We start from the raw sequence: 21,138 nt of genomic DNA, 5'->3' as shown, positions 1-21,138 counted from the left end.
CTCCGGTCGTGCTGCACCTGTCTGGTCGACGAGACTCGTGGGCGTGATCGTCTCCGCCGTGCCCGCGCCCCTGTCCGCCTGGCGCGGCCTGCTGCCGCCCCTCGCGCTGCTGCTCGTGTGGGACGTGGCGGTGACCCTGGCCTACCTCCGGGGCTGGCTGGGCTTCGGCGACGTCGACATCCAGTACACGCTCTACGGCACGGCCGTCGCGCTGTTCCTGGGGTTCATGGTCAACGCCGCCTACGCCCGCTGGTGGGAGGCCCGGACCCTGTGGGGCACCATCACCAACCACTCGCGCAACCTGGCCCGCGAGGCCGTCACGCTGCTCGACACCTCCGTCGTGGACGCCCGTCCGGGACTGGTGGAGGAGGTCGTCCGGGCCCAGGCGGCGTACGTCCACGTCCTGCGCACCTCGCTGCGCGGCCAGGACGCACCCGCCGAGCTGGCGCGCTACACGACCGACGAGGTGGCGGCCCGGGTGGCGCTGGCGACCAACAAGCCCAACGCGGTGCTGAACGAGATCGGCGGACTGCTCAGCGAGGCCCGGCGGCGCGGGATGGTCGACAGCTACACCCGCGTGCAGGCCGAGACGACCCTCGCGACGCTCGCCGACGCCCAGGGCGGGCTGGAGCGCATCAAGAACACCCCGCTGCCGGTGCAGTACCGGTTCCTGCCGTCGTTCTTCGCGCGCACGTTCTGCGTGATCCTGCCGTTCGCGATGGTGCAGGACCTGGGCTGGCTGACCCCGGTGGGGTCCGGACTGGTCGGGATGATGTTCCTGCTGGCGGTGCAGGTCGGACGGGACCTCGCCGACCCGTTCCGGGACAAGATCCACGACGTGCCGATGACCGCGATCACCCGCACGATCGAGATCGACCTGCTCGAGACCATCGGCGAGGAGGGTCCGGACCGGGTGGGTCCGCGGCACGAGGTGCTCTGGTGAGGGCGCCGGAACCGTCACCTCGAGCCGCCGCGAGCGTCATCTCGGCTGTCCGCGAGCGTCATCTCGGCGTCTAGGCTCCGCGGGTGCAGGCCCTCCCCCCGTTCGCCCCCCCCCGTTCGCCCTCCCCCCGTTCGCCCGCGGCCCGGTGCTGGGCGCGATGGCCGCGGTGGCGCTCGCGCTCACCTTGGCCAGCCCGGCGTACGGGTACCACCGCGACGAGCTGTACTTCCGGATGCTGCCGCCGCAGTGGGGCTACGTCGACCAGCCGCCGCTGACCCCGCTGATCGCGCGCGCCACGACGCTGCTCGCCGACGAGACCTGGGCGCTGCACGTGCCGGCGACCCTGCTGATGGCGGTCTCGGTCGCCGTGGTCGCCCTGATCACCCGCGAGCTCGGCGGGGACCGCACCGCGCAGACGCTGTGCGCCTGGGCGTACGCCACCTCGCTGCTGCCGCTGGAGTTCGCCCGGGTGCTGCTGACCGCGACCGTCGACCTCGTGGTGTGGCCGCTCGTCGTGCTCCTGGTCCTGCGCGCGGTGCGCCGCGACGAGCCCCGGTGGTGGCTGGCCGTCGGTCTGGTGGTGGGACTGAGCACCTACAACAAGTGGCTGGTCTCGCTGCTGGTGCTCTCCCTGGCCGCCGGCATCGCGGTCCTCGGCCCCCGCAGGCTGTTCCGCTCGCCCTGGGTGTGGGGGGCCGGCCTGCTGGCCCTGGCGCTGGCCGCGCCCAACCTGGCCTACCAGGCCACGAACGGGTGGCCCCAGCTCGACATGGGCCGGGCCCTGGCCCGGCACAACGCCACCGAGGTACGCCTGCTGGCGCTGCCGATCCTGCTGGTGATGCTCGGCCTGCCGCTCGTGCCTGTCTGGGTCGCGGGCCTGGTCGCCCTCTGGCGGGGCCGCGACGGCTGGGGCGACGTCCGGTTCCTGGCCGCCGCGCTGCCGGTGCTCCTGGTCCTGGTCGTGACGGGCGGCTCGCAGTTCTACTACTCGCTGGGCCTGCTCACGGCCGTGCTGGCGGCCGGCTGCGTCGTGGTCGTCCGGTGGTGGCGCGCGGGCCCGCGCAGCCGGGCCCGGTGGGTCGCGGCCGGCGTCGCGGTCAACGCCGTCACCTCGGGGGTGATCGCGCTCCCGCTCGTCCCGGTCGAGCACCTCGGCTCGACCCCGGTCCCCCTGTTCAACCAGATCGCCCAGGACCAGGTCGGCTGGGAGGAGTACGTCGCCGACGTCGCCCGCGTGCGCGACGCGCTGCCGGTCGAGGACCGGGGGCGCGCGGTCGTGGTGACCGACAACTACGGCGAGGCCGGTGCGATCGACCGCTACGGCGCGGCGTACGGCATCGACGAGGTCTACAGCGCGCAGAACGAGCTCTACCTGCAGGCCCGCCCGCCGGAGGCGGCGACGGTCGCGGTCGTGGTCGGCACCCGCGTCGGTCCGCTGCGGCGGGTCTTCGCCGACTGCCGGGTCGGAGGCCGCCTCGACCACGGGCTGGGCGTCGACAGCCAGGAGCAGGGCCGGCCGGTGTCGGTGTGCGACCTGCCGCGCGGAGGCTGGGCGGAGGTCTGGCCGCGGCTGCGGCACTACGACTGAGCCGGGTCCGAGCGGGGTCCGTACCCTGGGGAGGTGCGCACGTTCCTGACCCCCCGGATGCTGGGGGCGCACCTGCTCGCGCTGGTCCTGGTCACGGTGGCGCTGCTGCTCGCCGCCTGGCAGTTCGCGGCCTGGGACGCGCGGCGCGACGCGGAGGCCCGCGACCTGAGCCGGATCGAGCCGGTCGCGATCACCGACGCGCTCGGCCCCGACGACCCCTTCCTGGGCGACCTCGTCGGTCAGCCGGTCGTGCTCGAAGGCCGGTGGCTCACCGGGGCCACCGTGCTGGTCTCCGGGCGCGAGGAGGACGGCAGCGACGGCTTCTGGGTCGTCACGCCCCTGCAGGAGGACGCGACCGGCTCGGCGCTCCCGGTGGTGCGCGGCTGGACCGCCGACGAGACCGACGTGCCGCCCGCCCCCACGGGGCAGGCCGAGATGGTCGCCTACCTCCAGCCCCCCGAGGGACGTGTCATCACCGACGCCGACCCGACCGACGACGTGGTGCCGCAGCTGCGCACCGCCGACCTCCAGCAGCGCGTCGACGTCGACCTCTACGGCGCGTACGCCGTGGTCCCGCCGCCCGCGGCCGACGCCATCGCCCCCGGTGACTGGCCGCACGGTCGGACCGCGGTCAACGACGGCACCGACGGCCTCGAGCCGGCCACCGTCGAACAGCTGCCGCCGGTCGGGCAGACCACCGCGCTCCGCAACCTGCTCTACGGCATCGAGTGGGTCGTCTTCGGCGGGTTCGCCGGCTTCATCTGGTGGCAGTTCGTGCGTGACTCACGTCGCGCGGAGGCCGACGACGACGCCGACCCGGAGCCGTCCGCACAGCCCGACCCGGTAGGTTCGGAGCCGTGAGGGGCGCGCTGACGAGGTACCGGGTGATGGCCACGATCGTCGGCGTCCTGCTCGTGGTGCTGATCCTGGTCGGGACGCCGCTGGCCAACTTCGACGGCACCGGCATGTGGTACGTCATCCCGTCCACGCCCGAGGTCTTCCCGGCCGGCTCGACGGCCCACGAGGTCGGCGTCGCGATCACCGAGTACCTCGGCGTGGCCCACGGCTGGCTCTACATGATCTTCCTGGTCACCGCCTTCTGGCTCAGCCGCAAGGCCGGCTGGGACCTCGGCTTCACCGTGGTCACCCTGCTCTGCGGCACCGTCCCGCTGCTGTCGTTCTGGGCCGAGCGGCGCGCCACGCGGCGGGTGCAGGCCGAGCACGGCGCCGAGCTGGCAGCGCCGGCCGCCGCCGTGCGTTGAGCACGTGACGACCGCCTTCGTCCTCGGCGGCGGCGGGGTCCTGGGCGCGGTCGAGGTCGGCATGCTGCGGGCCCTGCTCGAGCGGGGCGTCACCCCCGACCTGGTGCTCGGCACCAGCGTGGGTGCCCTGAACGGCGCGCTGGTCGCCAGCGACCCGACCCCGGCCGTGGTCGACCGCCTCACCTCGTTGTGGCGCTCGGTCGCCGAGTCCGGCGAGGAGCTGTACGGCGACCGTCGGCTGCGCACCCTGCGCCGGGCGCTGACCACGGGCACCCACCTCTACTCCGCCGCCCCCCTGCGGCGGCGGGTGGAGGCCGAGCTCGGCGGCGCCCGCTTCGAGGACCTCCCGGTGCGGCTTGAGGTGTGCGCGGCCAGCATCGAGCGGGCTGCCGAGCACTGGTTCACCCGGGGACCGGTCGCCCCGGCGGTGATGGCCAGCGCCGCCGTCCCGGGCCTGCTGCCGCCGGCGGAGGTGGACGGGCAGCACTACCTCGACGGCGGCATCGTGAACTCGATCCCGCTCGGGCGTGCCGTCGATCTCGGGGCGACCCGGGTGTTCGTGCTCCAGGTGGGACGCGTGGACCGGCCGCTCGCGGTCCCGCAGCGCCCCTGGCAGGTCGCGCGGGTCGCCTTCGAGATCGCCCGCCGCCACCGCTTCGCCCGGGAGCTCGAGCTGGTCGCCGGTGTCCGTCCCGAGGTCGAGTGCCACGTGCTGCCGGCCCGCGGCACCTCGGCGCGCGACGACTCCCTGACCGCCTTCCGCGACACCTCCGGGGTGGCGCGGCGGATCGAGGCGACCTACGACGCCACCCGGGACTACCTCGCCGAGCACGACGTGGCCGCCACGGGCACGTCGTGAGCTGGACCAGCGCGACCGCGCGACGCACCTGGGTGGTGCGCCGGTTCGTGCTGGCCCCCGCCGTGGTCGCGCTGACCGTGCTGGTCTGGGTCCTGCTGCCGGTCGGGATCGTCGTGAGCGCGCTGGTCTCCCCGGTGCTGACCGGGCGGTGGCGGGCGCTGCGACTGTTCTGGCTGCTCGTGGTGTGGCTCAGCATCGAGACCGTCTGCCTCGCGGTGCTGCTCGGCTGGTGGGTGGCCAGCGGGTTCGGGCGACGGCTCCGCACGCCGTACTGGGAGGGCGTGCACTACGACCTGGCCCAGGGCATGACGTGGGTGCTGTTCGGGCGGGCCGAGCGGGTGCTGAACCTGCAGGTGGTCACCCAGGGCCCCGACCCCGACGCCCACCCCGGTCACCCGCTGCTGGTGGCCAGCCGCCACGCCGGGCCCGGCGACTCGCTGGTGCTGGTGCACGCCCTGCTGCACTGGTACCGCCGCGAGCCGCGGATCGTCCTGAAGGACACCATCGCGTGGGACCCGCTCGCCGGGGTGCTGCTCGGTCGGCTGCCGTCGCGGTTCGTGTCCCCGGGCGGCGACGCGGGCGACACGCTGGAGAACCAGGTGGCGGCGCTGGCCACCGGTCTCGACGACGACGACGCGTTCGTGATCTTCCCCGAGGGCGGGAACTTCACCCCCGGCCGCCGCCAGCGCGGGATCGACCGGCTGCGCGAGCGCGGCCTGGAGCCGATGGCCCAGCGGGCCGAGGGCCTCGTGAACGTCCTCGCACCCCGGCCGGGCGGCCTGCTGGCCGCGCTCGACGCCGCCCCGGAGGCCGACGTGGTGCTGGTCGCCCACACCGGGCTCGACCACCTGCTCACCGCGGCCGACCTGTGGCGCGAGGTCCCGATGGACAAGCAGCTGATCATGCGGTGGTGGCGGGTGCCGCGGGAGGAGGTCCCGGCCGACCGGGACGCGCGGATCGTCTGGCTCTACGACTGGTGGGCGCACATCGACGCCTGGGTCGACGAGCACCGACCGGAACCGCTGGCCCCGGGCGCCGTACGCCGGGGGGACGCACCCCCGGACACGACGACGGCCTGACCCGGGCTGGGTCAGGCCGTCGGCTGCTACGAGGTGGTGCTCAGGCCTTGTGCTGGCCGTCCACGTCGACGACCTCGGCCGGGTCGTCCGGCGTGGTGGCCGAGTGCGGGGTGCCCGCGGCGTCGGCGAGGGCCTCGTCGGGCGAGGCGCCGGCCGAGTCGTCGAGACCGGTCGGGTCCGCAGCCACCGGGGACGCGGGGACGGAGGTCGCGGCCGGCGCCGGCGGGGGCGTCGGGGTGTAGGAGGACTGCCACGGGTCCTCCTGCGAACCCTGCAGCTTCTTGGCGACCAGCGCGGCGGCACCGGCGATGCCGGCCACGACCAGCAGCGTCTTGACCTTGCTCCGCTTCTTCTTCTGCGGCTGACCGGTCAGCTCGGCGACCTTGGCGTCGGCGAGCTCCTTGACCGCGGCGGCCTTCGAGCCGGCGGCGGCGGCACCGGCGGCGACCACCGGAGCGGCCTTCACCTTCGCCTCGTGGACCAGGGGGGCGGTGCGGTCACGCACGGTCGCGAGGTGCGGCGCGGCCTTGCTGCGGACCTCGGCGACGTAGGGCGCGGAGATGTCGCGCGCCTGGGCGACGTACGGGGTGCCGACCTCGCGGGCCTTGTCGCGGGCGTCGACCACGTACGGGGTCGCCTTGTCGCGGGCGTCGGCGACGTAGGGCGCGGCCTTGTCGCGGGCGTCGGCCAGCGCGGGGCCGGCCTTCTCGCGCGCGTCGTGCAGGGCAGGGAGCGCCGTGCCGGTCACGAAGTCGCCGGCCGTGGAGAGGGCGGACTCGACGTGAGGCTTCGCCTTGGCAGCCAGGCCGACGCCGCCCGCCTGGGCGAGCAGGGTCTTCTTCTTCTTGCGCAGTGCCATGCGAACGTCCCTCTGCAGTGGTGGTCTGGGGGTCTCACCCAATCATGAGCGGAACGGACCTACCACGCGGCGGGGGCGGGCGGCACACGCTCCGCTTGAAGATCATGGCAGGATCGACGGCGACGACCTCCACCCGCACGGGTGGCGGAACCCGGCCGCGGGCGCGGGGCGGAGACCCCGCGGGACCTGCGACGAGGCCGACGACTGACCGACCCGAAAGGCAGCCCCCACCCATGCCGAAGCAGGCCATCCTCCACACCAACCGCGGTGCCATCACCGTGGACCTCTTCCCCGACCACGCGCCGGAGACGGTCGCGAACTTCACCGGTCTGGCGACCGGCGAGAAGTCCTACGACGACGGCCGCGGCCGCAGCGGCCCGTTCTACGACGGCCTGGTCTTCCACCGCATCATCGACGGCTTCATGATCCAGGGCGGCTGCCCGACCGGCACCGGCACCGGTGGCCCCGGCTACACGTTCAAGGACGAGCCGCACCCCGAGCTCACCTTCGACAAGCCCTACCTGCTGGCCATGGCGAACGCCGGGCCCGGCACCAACGGCTCGCAGTTCTTCATCACGGTCGGCAAGACCCCGTGGCTGAACTTCAAGCACACCATCTTCGGCGAGGTCGCCGACCAGGCCGGACGCGAGATCGTCGACGCCATCGGCAAGGCCCCCACCGGCCCCGGTGACCGTCCCCTCGAGGACGTCGTCATCGAGCGGCTCGAGGTCGTGGACAACTGACGCAGCAGCCCGCCCCGGGCGCCGGAGGGGTGCCGGTCTGCTACCGGCACCCCGACCGGGAGAGCCACATCCGCTGCCAGCGGTGCAGCCGCCCGATCTGTCCCGACTGCATGAACGACGCCGCGGTCGGGTTCCAGTGCCCCGAGTGCCTGGCGGAGGGACGCAAGCAGACCCGTCAGGGGCGCACGCCGTACGGCGGTCGCCGCTCGGGCAACCCGCAGACGACCTCGCTGGCGCTGATCGCGGTCAACGTCGGGGTGTGGCTCGCGACCGTGCTGGCCGGCGGCAGCTCCTCGGGCCTGGTGCGCACCCTCGTGCTGCGCCCGGACGGCGGCTGCGTCGGGCTCGGCGCGCCGGACGCCGGATCCTGCACCTCCTCGGGCGGGCTCTGGCTGCCGGGCGTCGCTGACGGCGCGCTGTGGCAGCTGATGACCAACGCCTTCCTGCACGTCGACCTGCTCCACCTGCTGCTGAACATGGTGGCCGTCTACGTCCTCGGGCCGCAGCTCGAGGGGCTCCTGGGACGGGCGCGCTTCCTCGCGCTCTACCTGGTCTCCGCGCTGTCGGCCTCGGCGCTGGTGATGTGGGCCGCCCCGCAGTTCCAGGCCACCCTCGGCGCCTCGGGCGCCGTCTTCGGGCTGTTCGCGGCCTACCTGGTCGTCGCGCTCAAGGTGAAGGCCCCGCTCCAGCCGATCCTGGTGATCCTCGGGGTTAACCTGCTGATCACCGTCGTCGGGCGCGGCTTCATCTCCTGGCAGGGCCACCTCGGTGGTTTCGTCGGCGGCATCCTCCTGGCGCTGGTGCTCGTCTACGCGCCGAAGCAGCAGCGGGCGCGGTGGCAGTGGGCCGGCGTGACCGCGGTCGCGGTGCTGGTCCTGGTGGTCATCGCCGCCCGGGTCGCCGTCCTGGCCTGACCCGGCCCCGCGGCCTGCCCCACCGCGCCCCCGCAGCTGTCACGCTGTGTTACTCCATCTGGTCCATCGTCACGACGGTGGAGGAGACGAAGTGACACAGCGTTACAGCCGCGCCCGGCCGTGGGGACCCGGTTTCCACACCTGTGGAGCATCCGGTGGATAACTACACGAATGTTATTCACAGGGAGTTCCACAGGTGTGAGTAACTCTGTCCGGGCCCCGGACGCAGACAGTCCCCGACGATCGCGTCGGGGACTGTCCGGTGTGGTCGAGCGGCGCGGCGCGGCCGCAGCCACGTCAGCGTGGTGGCGTGCTCACTCCCACTTGGTGGCGAAGACGAAGCCGACCGCCATGGCCGCCACGCCGACGAAGAGGTTGCGCTGGCCGAGGTCGTCGAAGACCGGCAGCACGGAGACGTCGTCGCTGATGATGTAGAAGACGCAGATCCAGACCAGGCCGAACAGGAACGAGCCGAGCATCCCCACCACGACGCCGCGGCCGCGGCCGAGCGGGGTCGAGGGGTGGGCGGCGACGATCAGGCCCAGGAACAGCAGGCCGAAGCCGATGAGGTAGTTCCAGTCGCCCAGGTCGGCCATGAAGGCCGGGCTGCCGGCCTCGGGGGCGGGCTCGCCGACCACCGGGGTCCCGGCGCGCACGGCGACGTAGTAGTAGGCGATCCAGGCGATGCCGACCACCATCATCAGCACGGCCACGACGAACCGGGCCGTCACCAGGCGTCCCCGGTCGGGGTCGGTGTAGGTCTGGGGCTTGGTCTTGGCCACGAAGGGCCTCCTCGTCGGACGCGCAGGCGCCACCGGGCGGCGGCAGGGGGGCGGATGATGGTCCGGCGGTTACCTTAGTCGTCGTGAGCCAGACCGCCCCGGAGGACCCCGCCGAGGCGCCGCGTCGGGTGCTGCGCCCCGGCTGGCGCCTGGCCACCCCTGCCGTCGTCGTGGTCAGCGGCCTGCTGTTCGCGGTCAGCGCCACCAACAGCGACGGCACCGACCTGCGTCCCGGCCGCTACCGCGACCTGGCCAGCGTCGTCGAGGGGGAGTCGCGCGCCTACGACGCGCTCGCCTCCCGGGCCTCCGAGCTCACCACCGAGGTGGACGACCTCTCGGCCTCGGTCGGCTCCGCCGAGGTCGACGACGTCCGCGACGAGGCGGCCGTGCTGCGGGCCCCCGCGGGGCTCGACCCCGAGGCCGGCCCCGGTGTCAGCGTGGTCCTGGCCGACGCCTCGTCCGAGACGATCGACGAGGCCGTCTCCGCGGGGGTGCAGGACATCAACGAGCTCGTGGTCCACCAGCAGGACATCCAGGCCGTGGTCAACGCCCTGTGGGCCGGCGGGGCGAGCGCGGTGACGGTCGAGGGCCAGCGGATCGTGTCGACCACGGGCATCAAGTGCGAGGGCAACGCGGTGCAGCTCCAGGGCATCCCCTACCCCCAGCCGTACGAGATCGCCGCGGTGGGCGACCCCGCCGACCTCGTCGACGCGCTCGACACCGACCCGTACGTCGCCGGCTACCGCGCCGACGCCGCCGACCCGACCGGGGGCGTCGGGTGGGGCCTGGCCCTGGAGGCCGAGGTCGTCGCCCCGGCCTACGACGGCCTGCTCGACCTCAGCTACGCCGAGCCGCAGGACTGAGCGTCCCGGGCAGGGTGGCCGCACCCGGCCCGGAGGCCTGACCGCGCGGGCCGTTCCCGCCCTGGCCGCCCTGGCCGGTCTGGTCGTCCGAGGGGTCGTCCGACGACTCGTCGTCGGTGGGTCCGTCCGAGGGTTCCTGGCTCGGGTCGTCGGACGGGCTCTCGCTGGGGTCCTCCGAGGGGTCCTCGCTCGGCTCGGGCTCGCCCTGGGAGACGAAGATGTTGACGTCGCCGCCCTCGGCCAGGGGCGTGCCGGCGTCGGGGATCTGGTCCACGACGGTGCCGGCCGGCTCCACCTCGGACGGGTCCTCGCGCACCACGGGGTTGAAGCCGGCCGCGAGGAGCTGGCGCACGGCCTCGCCCTGCAGCAGGTCCTCGACCGCGGGCACCTCCTCGGGCCCGTCGGAGTAGGTCACGGTGACCCGGGTGCCGACGTCGACGCTGGTGCCGGCACCGGGGTCGGTCGAGAGGACCTCGCCGGCGGGCTCGTCGGACTCGGCGGAGACGGGGTCGACCTCGAGGCCCTGGTCGCGGAGCACGGCGACGGCGGCCGGGCGCTGCTGCCCGACGACGGTGGGGACCTCGACCTGCTCGGGTCCCTCCGAGACGACCAGGTCGACCTCGGTGGCCGCGACGACGAGCGTCTCGGGGTCCGGGGTCTGCTCGACCACCCGACCCGCGGCGATCCGGGCGTCGGGTCGGAACTCGACCTCGCCGACGCTCAGCCCCGCCTCGCCGATCGCCGCGCGGGCGTCCTCCTCGCTCAGCCGGACCAGGTCCGGCACGGGGTCCCGCTCGGGCGGGGACTCCATCAGCCGCGGCAGCAGGAAGGCGGCGCCGGCCAGCAGCAGGACCGCCAGCAGGACCAGCAGCCACATCAGTCCGCGACCGCGACGACGGCCGGCCTCGGGGTCCGGCGGCGTCGCCGGGACCGCGGTGGTCGCACCCGTGCCACCACCGGCGCCGTACGCGGCACCGCCGGCGGCTGCCGCACCCGCGGCGCCGAGCGCCGCAGCGCCGGCGACCGGCCCCGCCGGCACCCGGGCGTGCACCTGCTCCCCGGCGAGGTAGCGCTCGATGTCGGCACGCATCTCGGCCGCCGACTGGTAGCGGTCCTCGACCCGCTTGGCCAGCGACCGCATCACGATCGCGTCGACCTCCGGCGGTAGCTCGGTGTCGTGGTCCGAGGGGGGCTGGGCCGGCTCGCGGACGTGCTGGTAGGCCACCGCGACCGGGCTGTCCCCGACGAACGGCGGCCTCGAGGTGAGCAGCTCGTAGAGCAGGCAGCCGGCGGAGTAGACGTCCGACCGGCTGTCGACGGTCTCGCCGCGGGCCTGCTCGGGGGAGAGGTACTGGGCGGTGCCGACCACGGCGGCGGTCTGCGTCATCGTCGACTGGGCGTCGCTGATCGCGCGGGCGATGCCGAAGTCCATCACCTTGACGTCGCCCGAGGGCGTCAGCATCACGTTGCCCGGCTTGATGTCGCGGTGGATGATCCCCGCGCGGTGGCTGTAGTCGAGCGCGGCGAGGACGCCGCTGGCGATCTCGAGGGCCCGCTCGGGCAGGATCTTGCGGCCCTCGCGCAGGATGTCGCGCAGGGTCCGCCCGGAGACGAGCTCCATCACGATGTACGGCTGCGCCACCCCGTCGGCGGCGATCTCCTCGCCGGTGTCGTAGACCGCGACGATCGAGGGGTGGTTCAGCGAGGCCGACGACTGGGCCTCCCGGCGGAACCGGGCCTGGAAGGTGTCGTCGCTGGCCAGGTCGGTGCGCAACCGCTTGACCGCGACCGTGCGGCCCAGCCGGGAGTCGGTGCCCTTGCGGACCTCGGCCATCCCGCCCCGCCCCAGCAGCTCGCCGAGCTGGTAGCGCCCGCCGATCAGGGGCCCGGCGTCGCTCATCCCGCGGTGTCCTCGGTCCCGGTGGTGCCGGCTGCGCCCTCGGTGGGCGTCGTGGTGGGGGACGGCTCGGCCGGCACGGCGTCCTCGCGCGGTGCCTGGCCAGGCGCGTCCTCGGAGTTCCCGGGGGCGTCGGTCGGCACCTCGGTGGGCGTCGGGGTCGGGGTCGGGGTCCCGGCTCGGTGGTGCCGGTCTCGTCGTCCCCGCCGAGGAAGGCGAAGTAGGCGACCAGCAGCAGGAGCACCAGGAGCAGCCCGACGACCACGGGCAGGAGCACCTTGCCGCGTCCGTCGCTCTCCTCGGCGCGACCGACCCGGACCGGCTCGAGGGGCTCGGCCGGGGTGTCCGGGGCGGCGGGCACGGCGCCCGTACGCATCACCCGCGTGCCGTCGGCGTCCGCGGCCGACGCACCGGCCACTCCCGCACCGGCCAGTCCCGCGCCACCGAGGCCGGCGGCCGCCGCGGCGGCGAGACCACCCGGCAGCACCGCCGTCGCGGGCTCGCGCAGGGCGGCGGCGAAGGCGTTGCCGTCGGGGAAGCGGTCGGCGGGATCCTTGGCCAGCGCGGTGCGCACCACCGCGGCGAGGTCGGCGGGCACGTCGTCGGGGAGGTCCGGCACCGGCTGCTGCAGGTGGGCCAGCGCCGTGGCCACGGGGGAGTCGGCCTCGAACGGCCGGCGCCCCGCGAGGCACTCGAAGGCGACGACGCCCAGGGCGTACACGTCGGAGGCCGGGGTCGCCTGCTCGCCGCGCGCCTGCTCGGGGGAGAGGTACTGGGGCGTGCCCATCACCTGGCCGGTCTGGGTGATCCCGGCGGCGTCCGCGGCGCGGGCGATGCCGAAGTCGGTGATCTTGATCCGGCGGTCGCGGGTGACCAGCAGGTTGGCCGGCTTCACGTCGCGGTGAATGATCCCGGCGACGTGCGCGGCGCCGATCGCGGTCGCGGCCTGGGCGAGCAGGTCGCGCAGGACCTCGCGGTCCACGGTGCGCCCGGCCTGCTGGCCCTGGCGCAGGATGTCGGAGAGCGGCTCGCCGTCGACGAGCTCCATGACCAGGAAGGGCTGCGGGTGGCCCGAGCCGTCGCGCGAGGGCCCCTCGCCCACGTCGTAGACCTTGGCCACGCCGGGGTGGTCGAGGGCGGCGGCGTGCTGGGCCTCGGTGGCGAAGCGGGCGCGGAAGTCGGGGTTGTCGGCGTACTCGTGCTTGAGCACCTTCACCGCGACGGTGCGGCCGAGCATGGTGTCGGTCGCGCGCCAGACCTCGCCCATCCCGCCGGTGGCGATCCGGGAGTCGAGCCGGTAGCGGTCGCGGTCGTCGACGAACCGGTCGGGTCCGCCGGCGCCGCCGACCGGCTGGGTGGGCCGCGTGGGCGGCTGCTGGTCGTTCACTGGTTGATCACCGCCTCCATGACTGCCTTCGCGATGGGTCCGCCGAGCTGTCCGCCGGCGATCTCGCCGCGCGGGATGTCGGCACTCTCGATCATGACGGCCACCGCCACCTCGGGGTTCTCCGCGGGGGCGAAAGAGGTGAACCAGGCGTACGGCGGGACGTCGTCCTGGCCGCTCTGCGCCGTGCCGGTCTTGCCGGCCACCGCGATCCCGGGGATCGCGGCGGGGCTGGCCGTGCCGTTGTCGACCGTGGCCACCATCAGCTGGGTGAGGTCCTCGGCGGTCTCGGAGGACACCGCGCGGGAGAAGTCGTCGTCCTCGGTCTGCTCGAGCACGTCGTACTCGGCCGACTGGATCTCGTCGACCACGTAGGGACGCTTCACGACGCCGTCGTTGGCGATCCCGGCCGCGACCATCGCCATCTGGAGCGGGGTGGCCCGCACCTCGAACTGGCCGATGCCGGTCTGGCCGGTCTCGGGAGCGTTGGCGTCCTCCGGGAAGACCGAGACGGCCTGCGGCCCCCAGTCCTCGAGGTAGCGCTGGTTGAACCCGAACGCCTCGGCCTGCTCCAGCATCGCCTCGGCACCGACCTCCACCGCGAGGGCGGCGAAGGTGGTGTTGCAGGACTGCTCCATGGCCTGCTCGAACGGGATCGTGGTGGTGCCGCAGTCGCGGCCCTCGTTGTCGATCAGGCCGGTGTCGCCGACGGTCTCGGGCAGCTGGTAGCTCGCCCCGCCGGGGACCTGGTCGTCGGCGGTGTAGGCGCCGCTCTCGATCGCGGCGGCCGCGGTGACCAGCTTGAAGGTCGACCCGGGCGGCAGCGTCTGCTGGATCGAGCGGTTCAGCAGGGGCTCGTCGTCGCGGGCGGCGAGGTCGTCGTAGGTCCGGCTGACCGAGGTCAGGTCGTGCGAGGCGAGGTTGTTCGGGTCGTAGGTCGGCAGCGACACCGCGGCCAGGATCTTGCCGGTGGCCGGCTCGACGGCGACCACCGAGCCGCGCACGTTCCCGCCCAGCGCCGACAACCCGTCGTACGCGGCCTGCTGCGCGCCGGCGTCGATGGTCAGCTGCACGTTGCCGCCGGCGTCGGACTTGTTGGAGAGCAGGTCGACGAGCTGGCGCACGAAGAGCCGGTCGTCCTCGCCGGAGAGCACCGGGTTCATCGACTGCTCGACGCCGGTCTGGGAGAAGAAGCTGAAGTAGCCGGTGAGGTGGGAGTACATCAGCGGCATCGGGTAGGTGCGCAGGTACTCGTACTTGTCGTCGACGGGCTCGCTCTCGGCCACGGCGTCGCGGCCGACCAGGATCGCGCCGCGCTCGACGGAGTAGGCCGCCTCGATCACGCGGCGGTTGCGGGGGTCCTCGTCGAGGTTCGAGGCGTTGAAGAACTGCAGGTACGTCGCGTTGGCCATCAGCGCCACGAAGAGGATCAGGCAGAACACGGAGATGGTGCGGATCGGCTTGTTCATCGCGGGATCTTCACCACCTGGGTCGCCTCCTCGTCGGGGCTCTCGTCGGTCGCGGACAGGTCGGGCACGGGGCGGCGGGCCTGGTCGGAGATGCGCAGGAGCAGGGCGATGATCACCCAGTTCGCCACCAGGGACGACCCACCGTAGGACAGGAAGGGCGTGGTCAGACCGGTCAGGGGGATCAGCCGGGTGACGCCGCCGATGACCACGAACACCTGGAGGGCCAGGACGCCCGCGAGCCCGGTGGCCATCAGCTTGCCGAAGGCGTCGCGGGAGACCACCGCCGAGCGCAGGGCGCGCTCGACGATCAGGCCGTAGAGCAGGATCACGGCGAGCACGCCGGTCAGGCCGAGCTCCTCGCCGATGGCGCCGATGATGAAGTCGGACTCGGCGTACGGCACCCGCTCGGGGCTGCCCTGGCCCAGGCCACGACCGATCAGGCCGCCCCACGCCATGCCGAACAGACCCTCGACCAGCTGCCCGGAGCCGGGGGACTCGTCGAAGTAGGCCAGCGGGTCGAGCCAGATGTTGACCCGGTTCTGGACGTGCCCGAAGAGCTTGTAGGCCACGGCCGCGCCGCCGAAGAACAGCGCGCTGCCGACCACCAGCCAGCCCGGCCGCTCGGTGGCGACGTAGAGCATCACCAGGAAGAGCCCGAAGAACAGCAGGCTGGAGCCGAGGTCGCGCTGGAAGACCAGGATGCCGAGGCTGACCGCCCACATCGCGAGGATCGGCCCGAGGTCACGTCCCCGGGGCAGGTCGACGAACAGCAGCCGCCGCCCGGCCAGGGCGAGGGCGTCGCGGTGGACGACGAGGTAGCCGGAGAAGGCGACGACGAGCAGCACCTTGGCGACCTCGCCGGGCTGGAGCCCGAACGGGCCGAGACGGACCCAGATCTGGGCGCCGTTGACCTCGTAGCCCAGGCCGGGCACCAGGGGGCCGAGCAGCAGCAGGATCGCGCCGAGGCCGGCGGTGTAGGTGAACCGCGAGAGCACCCGGTGGTCGCGCAGGACCAGCAGGGTGACCGCGAACAGCACGACGCCGACGGTCATCCAGGTCAGCTGCTGCTGGGCGAAGGTGGTGCCGTCGGCCAGGTCGAGGCGACGGATGACGGCCAGGCCCAGGCCGTTGAGGGCCGCCACGACGGGCAGCAGGACGGGGTCGGCGTACGGCGCGACGAAGCGGACGACGACGTGGGCGCCGATGATCAGCGCGGCCAGGCCCCCGCCGTAGCCGAGGATGTCGGCGGGGACGACGCCCTCGACGCCGAGCCCGACCGCGGCGTAGGCACCGATGCCGACGGTGAGCGCGAGCACGAGCAGGAACAGCTCGGCCCCGCGGCGGCGGCGGTGGACGAAGCCCATCAGGGCCCCGGGCTGGGAGGAGGACATGCTCAGCCCTCCCCGGTGGTGCTGCCGGTCGAGCTGCCGGTGGTGGGCTCGGTCCGCTGCTGCTCGGCGAGGCGCTGGACGGTCTCGCGGGCGGACTCGAGGTCGCCGGCGTCGATGCCCTCGACCACCTCGTTGGCGTCGAAGTCCGAGAGCAGGTCGACGTCGACGTCGCTGGTCTCGTACGGCTCGGACAGGGCGACCCCGGGCAGCTCGGCGTCGAGGCCGCGGAAGATCGTGACCTGGCCGTCGGCCTCGCCGACGTAGTACTGGCGCTGGCTCCACGCCCACGCCGCGGCGGTGGCCACCCAGAGCAGGCCGACGACGACGGCAAGGACCAGCAGCCGGCTCAGCCAGGCGAAGCGGCGCGGCGGACGGGGGGCGTACCGCTGGGTCTCGGGGTCGGTGGCGATCGCGAAGGGCACGCCCTCGGGGATCTCGGCGTCGACCGGCTCGAGCTCGCCGGTGTCGCCGGAGCGGTGGCCGCGGAAGAGGCCCATCCCGCCGGCGACGCCCCGGCCGCGGCGTCGCAGCTCGGAGGCCGCACCGACCAGGAGCGGCTCGAGCTCGGCGAAGGAGGGGTCGTCGGCCAGGGTCGCCTCGTCGACGACGTCGGCGACCACGCAGGTCACGTTGTCGGTGCTGCCGGCCTCGAGGCTGGCCCGGACCAGCTCGACGGCGGCGTAGTCGGGCGTGCCGGTCGCCAGGATGTCGGCGAGGCGGTCCGCGCGCAGCGACCCGCTGGCGCCGTCGCTGCACAGCAGCAGCCGGTCCCCGGGGACGACCTCCAGGACGAAGAGGTCGGGCTCGAGGTCGTGGTTGCCGTCGAGCGCACGCAGGATGACGTGGCGGTGGGGGTGCGTCTCGGCCTCCTCGGGGCTGATCCGCCCCTCGTCGACCAGCGTCTGCACGAAGGTGTGGTCGGTGGTGAGCTGCGAGAGCTCCCCGGAGCGCCAGAGGTAGGCCCGGCTGTCGCCGACGTGGCCGATGCCGACGCGGCAGCCGTCGAAGAGCGCGACCGTCGAGGTGGTGCTGGTGCCGTTGAGCGCGGGCTCCTCGTCGACGAGGCGGCCGATGGCGAGGTGGGCGGCGTCCAGGCCGGCGGCCACGCGGTCGAGCAGGTCGCCGCGGCCCTCGGGGGCGTCGTCGAGCTCGCGCAGGGCCTTCACCGCGGTGGAGGAGGCGATGTCGCCGCGGGCGGCGCCGCCGACGCCGTCGCAGACGGTGAGCAGCCACGGCCCGGCGTACCCGGAGTCCTGGTTGTCCTTGCGGACCCGGCCCACGTCCGAGATGGCGGAGTAGTGCAGGACGAGGGACGTCACTTGCGCAGCTCCAGGACGGTCTTGCCGATCCTGACCTGGGTGCCGAGGACCAGCGTGGTGGGCTGCGTGATGCGCACCGAGCCGATGTAGGTGCCGTTGGTGGAGCCGAGGTCCTCGACGTACCACTGGTCGCCGGAGGCGGCGATGCGCGCGTGGCGGGTGGAGGCGTAGTCGTCGTCGAGCCGGATGGCGGCGTCGGTGCCGCGGCCGATCAGGATCGGGGCCTGCTCGAGCGGGACGGTGATGCCCTCGTTGGCGCCGGAGGTGACCGCGACGTGGGTGGGCTGGCCCCGGCGTGGCTTGGCGGGCTTCTTGCTCTTGGACTTCTTCTGCTTCGGCGCGGCGGGGCCGCCGGTCCGGGCGGCCTCGGGGACCCGGGCACCGAACATGTCGGAGCGGATCACCGAGATCGCGGACAGCACGAAGATCCAGAGGATGGCGAGGTAGGCCGCGCGCACCAGGAACAGGGTCAGCTCAGACATCGGTCTGCTCCTCGACGAGCGCGACGGTCATGGTGGTGGTGCCGGCCTGCACCCGCGAGCCGTCGTGCAGGGTGGCGCGGCTGACGCGGTGGCCGTCGACGGTGATGCCGTTGGTGGAGCCGAGGTCGTGGACCTCGATCGCGGGCCCGCGGGCACCGTCGGTCACGACGAACTCGGCGTGCCGGCGGCTCATCCCGGGGTCGTTGACCCGCAGGTCGGCGTCGCTGCCCCGCCCGACGACCAGACCGGGGGCCTGGAGCGGGTGCCGGGTGCCGTTGACGACCAGCAGCGCGCGGGCGCGGCCGACCTGGGTGTGGGTGGCGTGGTGGATGACGCGGCCCTGGGCCTCGCTGCGCACGCGGAAGCGACCGGTGGTCAGCTCCTCGGCGACCGCGAAGTCGATGCTGATCGGCCCGGGGAAGGCGTACCCCTGCTGGTGGGCGTGGACGTCGAGCTCCTCGGCGAAGGTGACCTCGAGGTCGTACGGCGCCAGCCGCTCGTGGTCGGTCCCCGAGAGCTCGACGTGGAAGACGTTCGGCACGACCCGGCGCGTGCGGGAGACGATCTGGGCGTTGTTGTCGACCTCGCGCTGGAGCGCGGCGGAGATCTCGACGGGCTGGACGGCGGAGCGGAAGGTCTTGGCGAACGCGCTCGACACCGCCTGCTCGAGCTTGCTCTCGAAGCGCTGCAGCCTGCCCATGACTCCGACCTCCTCCTCGCCTGCGTCTCGTGTGTCCGCCCGCGCCGGGGGAGCGTACGGGTCACTGGCGGCGCGGCGTACCGACCCGGCAGTCGGCCGGGGTCGCCCGATCGTATCGGGGTCGACCCTGCGGGAGGGGAACCCTGGGCGGTTCGGCGGGGGTGGGAACGGGGTCCGGCAGGGGCGGATTGGGCACCACCACGCGGTCGGGGTAACGTTGCGCCCGCTTCACGCGCGAGTGGCGGAATAGGCAGACGCGCACGGTTCAGGTCCGTGTGTCCGAAAGGACGTGGGGGTTCAACTCCCCCCTCGCGCACGTGTGAGCAGGTCCCGGATCCACCTCGGTGGGTCCGGGACCTTTCTCGTTCGTGGGGTGCTGCGCGTGGTGGGCTCCGCTCCCCACGCGCCCCGCCTGCCCCAGGAATCCCCGCTCGGGCGGGGATTCCCCGGCTTCGCGCGCCTTGCAAGGCACGCGAACCCCGGGACACGCCCACCCAGTACGCCGACCGGGACGTCCCGCCCTGCCTCCGGACCCGCGGATCCGGGCCCGTGGTCCCTGGGACGGCGGCGCGCCCGCACCTAGCGTCGTCGGCATCAGCCGAGCGAGGGAGGACCGCGTGGAGGGTGCGACCAACGACGGCGCCACGCGGGTGGTGCACGAGGGCAGCTGGTGGCTGCTCGGCCTCGGCCTGCTCTCGTTCGCGTTGCTCTGCATCCTCCTGGCGGGCGTGCTCACCCAGGTCTTCCTGGCCGACCGGACCGGTGAGCACCGTGCGGAGCGGCCTGCGGTGAGGCCGGTCGTCCGTGGGCCGCGAGCAGCCGGACGTCGCCGCGACCGGCGGGCGCGACGACGGGACGGCTCTGCCAGCGCGCTGGACCGCCCTCGGGTGCCGGCCGTCGTCGCCCACGGGGCAGCGGCGGTCGGCGCCGCGGTCGGCCGCGTCTCACGCAGGCGTACGGCGTTGGTGCCGACCGCCAGGGAGCTCGGCCCGACCGACGGACTGGCCCGGTAGCGCCCCGGTCGGACCGCCGGAGGTGTCCGGAACCGTCACCTCGACGCGCCGCGAGCGTCATCTCGGCTGTCCGCGAGCGTCATCTCGGCAGGGCGCGGCGGAAGGACCGGGTCGAGCCGCGGCCGCTGGAGATCACCCGGGCGTTCGCGTCGTCCACGACCGCCCCGACGGTCTCGGCGGCGTCGGCGCGGTTGGAGCCGATGCCGCCGCGGGGACCGCGCTTGATCCAGCCCACGACGTAGGTCGCGGGGACGGGACGGCCGGTGGCGGGGTCGACGACGCGGCCCTCGCGGTGCGGCACGGTGCTGGTGGCGTGGTCGAAGGGCAGGCCCGGGACCGGCTCGCTGCGGTAGCCCACCGAGCGCAGCACGAGGCCGGTGCGGACCTCCTCGGTGTCGCGCACGGCACCCGGGGCGGGCGCCAGGCAGACCGCCTCGACGCGGGCGTCGCCGACCAGCCGCTCGACGACGGTGTGGAAGCGCAGCACCAGCCGGCGGCGTCCGGGTGCCGGCCCGGCGTGGTCCAGCGGCGCGACCTCGCAGCCCTGCAGGGCCGCCGCCTTGCTGCCGGGGGCGGCGGCCGCGACCGCCGCGGCGACCTCCGGGCCGCCGTCGACGACCACGTCGAGGTCCTCGCGGGCCAGCAGGGGCCGCAGCTCGGAGAGCGAGTACGCCGCCTCGTCCGGGCCGCGGCGCCCCACCAGCACCACCTCGGTGACCGCGCTCGCCCCCAGCGCCGCCAGCGCGTGCGCGGCGAGCGGCGTGCCGGCCAGCCCCGCGGTGTCGGTGAGCAGCAGGCGGGCCATGTCGAGGGCCACGTTGCCGTTGCCGACCACGACGACCCGGCCCGTACGCCCCTCGCCGCCGGCGGTCAGGTCGACCACGTCGGCGGGGACCTCGGGGTGGCCGTTGTACCAGCCGACGAACGTGCGCGCGGGCAGGCTGCCGGCCAGGTCCTCGCCAGGCACGTCGAGCCTCCGGTCGGCCGAGGCGCCGACGGCGTAGACCACGGCGTCGTGGTGGGTGAGCAGCTGCTCGTGGGTCACGTCGCGGCCGACCTCGGTGCCCAGCACCATCTCGACGCGCGGGTGGCGGCGGACGGTCTCGAAGCGTGCGCCGATCTTGCGGGTGTCGAGGTGGTCGGGTGCGACGCCGAAGCGGACCAGCCCGCCGGGCTGCTCGAGCCGGTCGACCATGGTGACCCGCGCGCTCGTGGTGAGCAGGGCCGAGGCGGCGTAGCTCGCGGCGGGCCCGGTGCCGACCACGGCCACCCGCAGGCCGGCGGCGTGCGCGTCCAGCGACGCCGGGAAGTCCGGCGCCCCCCAGGCGGGCGCCGGGGCGTCCTCGAAGTGGGCGGCGTTGATCGCGGCGTACGCCTGCTCGTCCCCGACCAGGGCGTCGACCGGCTTGATCGCGTCGACCGGGCACGCGTCGGCGCAGGCGCCGCAGTCGATGCAGCTGCGGGGGTCGATGAAGACCATCTCGGTGGTCCCGAACCCGGGCTCGCCCGGGGCGGGGTGGATGCAGTTGACCGGGCAGACCGACACGCAGGACGCGTCGTTGCAGCAGGACTGCGTGACGGCGAAGGCCAC

The 21,138-nt window shown here is 74.0% G+C and carries 20 protein-coding genes, 1 tRNA gene and 1 pseudogene; 11 read left to right on the top strand and 11 right to left on the bottom strand.

The features are described 5' to 3' along the window. The first annotated feature begins 43 nt into the window (after positions 1–43). The 6 genes from GV155_RS19030 (at position 44) to GV155_RS19005 (ending at position 5,731) form a co-directional block, all read left to right on the top strand. A complete protein-coding gene (locus tag GV155_RS19030) occupies positions 44–943 on the top strand; it encodes a bestrophin family protein (RefSeq protein WP_201300250.1) in 900 nt (299 codons plus the stop codon). Between the two features lie 145 nt (positions 944–1,088). Further along, positions 1,089–2,531, top strand: a complete 1,443-nt coding sequence (locus GV155_RS19025; protein ID WP_160010552.1) for a glycosyltransferase family 39 protein — start codon at positions 1,089–1,091, stop codon at positions 2,529–2,531. 33 nt (positions 2,532–2,564) lie between these two features. Further along, on the top strand, positions 2,565–3,392 hold the full coding sequence (locus tag GV155_RS19020) for an SURF1 family protein (protein ID WP_160010550.1): 828 nt from the start codon (positions 2,565–2,567) through the stop codon (positions 3,390–3,392). Continuing rightward, positions 3,389–3,793, top strand: coding sequence for a DUF3817 domain-containing protein (locus GV155_RS19015; RefSeq protein ID WP_160010548.1), 405 nt, complete (start codon positions 3,389–3,391; stop codon positions 3,791–3,793). The genes GV155_RS19020 and GV155_RS19015 overlap by 4 nt, the downstream gene beginning before the upstream one ends. Positions 3,794–3,797: 4 nt before the next feature. Next, positions 3,798–4,652: a patatin-like phospholipase family protein gene (locus GV155_RS19010; RefSeq protein ID WP_160010546.1), complete on the top strand. Its 855-nt coding sequence runs from the start codon at positions 3,798–3,800 to the stop codon at positions 4,650–4,652. Beyond that, positions 4,649–5,731 carry a 1-acyl-sn-glycerol-3-phosphate acyltransferase gene (locus GV155_RS19005; protein WP_160010544.1) on the top strand — a complete coding sequence of 361 codons (1,083 nt, stop codon included), beginning with the start codon at positions 4,649–4,651 and terminating at the stop codon, positions 5,729–5,731. Before GV155_RS19010 ends, GV155_RS19005 begins: the two co-directional genes overlap by 4 nt. Before the next feature lie 40 nt (positions 5,732–5,771). On the opposite strand, the gene GV155_RS19000 is transcribed toward GV155_RS19005, so the two are convergent. Further along, on the bottom strand, positions 5,772–6,590 hold the full coding sequence (locus tag GV155_RS19000) for a hypothetical protein (protein ID WP_160010542.1): 819 nt from the start codon (positions 6,588–6,590) through the stop codon (positions 5,772–5,774). 233 nt (positions 6,591–6,823) lie between these two features. Between GV155_RS19000 and GV155_RS18995 the strand changes: the two genes are divergently transcribed. Beyond that, on the top strand, positions 6,824–7,333 hold the full coding sequence (locus tag GV155_RS18995; RefSeq protein WP_160010540.1) for a peptidylprolyl isomerase: 510 nt from the start codon (positions 6,824–6,826) through the stop codon (positions 7,331–7,333). 110 nt (positions 7,334–7,443) lie between these two features. Further along, positions 7,444–8,247 (top strand): rhomboid family intramembrane serine protease, encoded by an 804-nt coding sequence (locus GV155_RS18990; protein ID WP_160010538.1) that lies wholly within the window; start codon positions 7,444–7,446, stop codon positions 8,245–8,247. A gap of 314 nt (positions 8,248–8,561) precedes the next feature. Here the strand turns inward: GV155_RS18990 and GV155_RS18985 are convergent, their stop codons facing one another. Then, positions 8,562–9,029, bottom strand: a complete 468-nt coding sequence (locus GV155_RS18985) for a cell division protein CrgA (protein ID WP_236554428.1) — start codon at positions 9,027–9,029, stop codon at positions 8,562–8,564. Positions 9,030–9,112: 83 nt separating this feature from the next. On the opposite strand from GV155_RS18985, the gene GV155_RS18980 reads away from it, so the two are divergent. Then, positions 9,113–9,892: a DUF881 domain-containing protein gene (locus GV155_RS18980; RefSeq protein ID WP_160010518.1), complete on the top strand. Its 780-nt coding sequence runs from the start codon at positions 9,113–9,115 to the stop codon at positions 9,890–9,892. On the opposite strand, the gene pknB is transcribed toward GV155_RS18980, so the two are convergent. The 8 genes and pseudogenes from pknB to GV155_RS18940 all read right to left on the bottom strand — a co-directional run bounded on the left by pknB (position 9,867) and on the right by GV155_RS18940 (position 18,534). Then, positions 9,867–11,792, bottom strand: a complete 1,926-nt coding sequence (gene pknB / locus GV155_RS18975; protein WP_160010516.1) for a Stk1 family PASTA domain-containing Ser/Thr kinase — start codon at positions 11,790–11,792, stop codon at positions 9,867–9,869. The two genes, GV155_RS18980 and pknB, sit on opposite strands and share 26 nt — an antisense overlap. After that, on the bottom strand, positions 11,789–11,932 hold the full coding sequence (locus GV155_RS18970) for a hypothetical protein (RefSeq protein WP_160010514.1): 144 nt from the start codon (positions 11,930–11,932) through the stop codon (positions 11,789–11,791). The genes pknB and GV155_RS18970 overlap by 4 nt, the downstream gene beginning before the upstream one ends. 404 nt (positions 11,933–12,336) lie before the next feature. Then, a pseudogene (locus GV155_RS18965) lies at positions 12,337–13,176 on the bottom strand (protein kinase domain-containing protein); the annotation flags it as partial. After that, positions 13,173–14,642, bottom strand: coding sequence for a peptidoglycan D,D-transpeptidase FtsI family protein (locus GV155_RS18960; RefSeq protein WP_160010512.1), 1,470 nt, complete (start codon positions 14,640–14,642; stop codon positions 13,173–13,175). The pseudogene GV155_RS18965 and the gene GV155_RS18960, both read right to left, overlap by 4 nt. Next, a complete protein-coding gene (locus GV155_RS18955) occupies positions 14,639–16,033 on the bottom strand; it encodes an FtsW/RodA/SpoVE family cell cycle protein (RefSeq protein WP_160010510.1) in 1,395 nt (464 codons plus the stop codon). The genes GV155_RS18960 and GV155_RS18955 overlap by 4 nt, the downstream gene beginning before the upstream one ends. 2 nt (positions 16,034–16,035) lie before the next feature. After that, positions 16,036–17,352, bottom strand: a complete 1,317-nt coding sequence (locus tag GV155_RS18950; protein ID WP_160010508.1) for a PP2C family protein-serine/threonine phosphatase — start codon at positions 17,350–17,352, stop codon at positions 16,036–16,038. Further along, positions 17,349–17,834, bottom strand: coding sequence for an FHA domain-containing protein FhaB/FipA (locus tag GV155_RS18945; RefSeq protein ID WP_160010506.1), 486 nt, complete (start codon positions 17,832–17,834; stop codon positions 17,349–17,351). Before GV155_RS18945 ends, GV155_RS18950 begins: the two co-directional genes overlap by 4 nt. Next, on the bottom strand, positions 17,827–18,534 hold the full coding sequence (locus tag GV155_RS18940) for an FhaA domain-containing protein (protein ID WP_160010504.1): 708 nt from the start codon (positions 18,532–18,534) through the stop codon (positions 17,827–17,829). The genes GV155_RS18945 and GV155_RS18940 overlap by 8 nt, the downstream gene beginning before the upstream one ends. Positions 18,535–18,766: 232 nt before the next feature. Here GV155_RS18940 and GV155_RS18935 point away from each other — a divergent pair. Continuing rightward, positions 18,767–18,850: transfer RNA gene (locus GV155_RS18935), tRNA-Leu, on the top strand. 301 nt (positions 18,851–19,151) lie between these two features. Further along, on the top strand, positions 19,152–19,547 hold the full coding sequence (locus GV155_RS18930) for a hypothetical protein (protein ID WP_160010502.1): 396 nt from the start codon (positions 19,152–19,154) through the stop codon (positions 19,545–19,547). Positions 19,548–19,626: 79 nt separating this feature from the next. Here the strand turns inward: GV155_RS18930 and GV155_RS18925 are convergent, their stop codons facing one another. Further along, entirely contained in the window at positions 19,627–21,138 is a 1,512-nt protein-coding gene (locus GV155_RS18925; protein WP_160010500.1) for an FAD-dependent oxidoreductase, read from the bottom strand.

Source organism: Nocardioides sp. AX2bis (genome assembly GCF_902506435.1).
Lineage (GTDB): Bacteria > Actinomycetota > Actinomycetes > Propionibacteriales > Nocardioidaceae > Nocardioides.
Note: the sequence above shows the minus strand (reverse complement) of the source record. Positions and strands in the feature narration are given on the sequence as shown.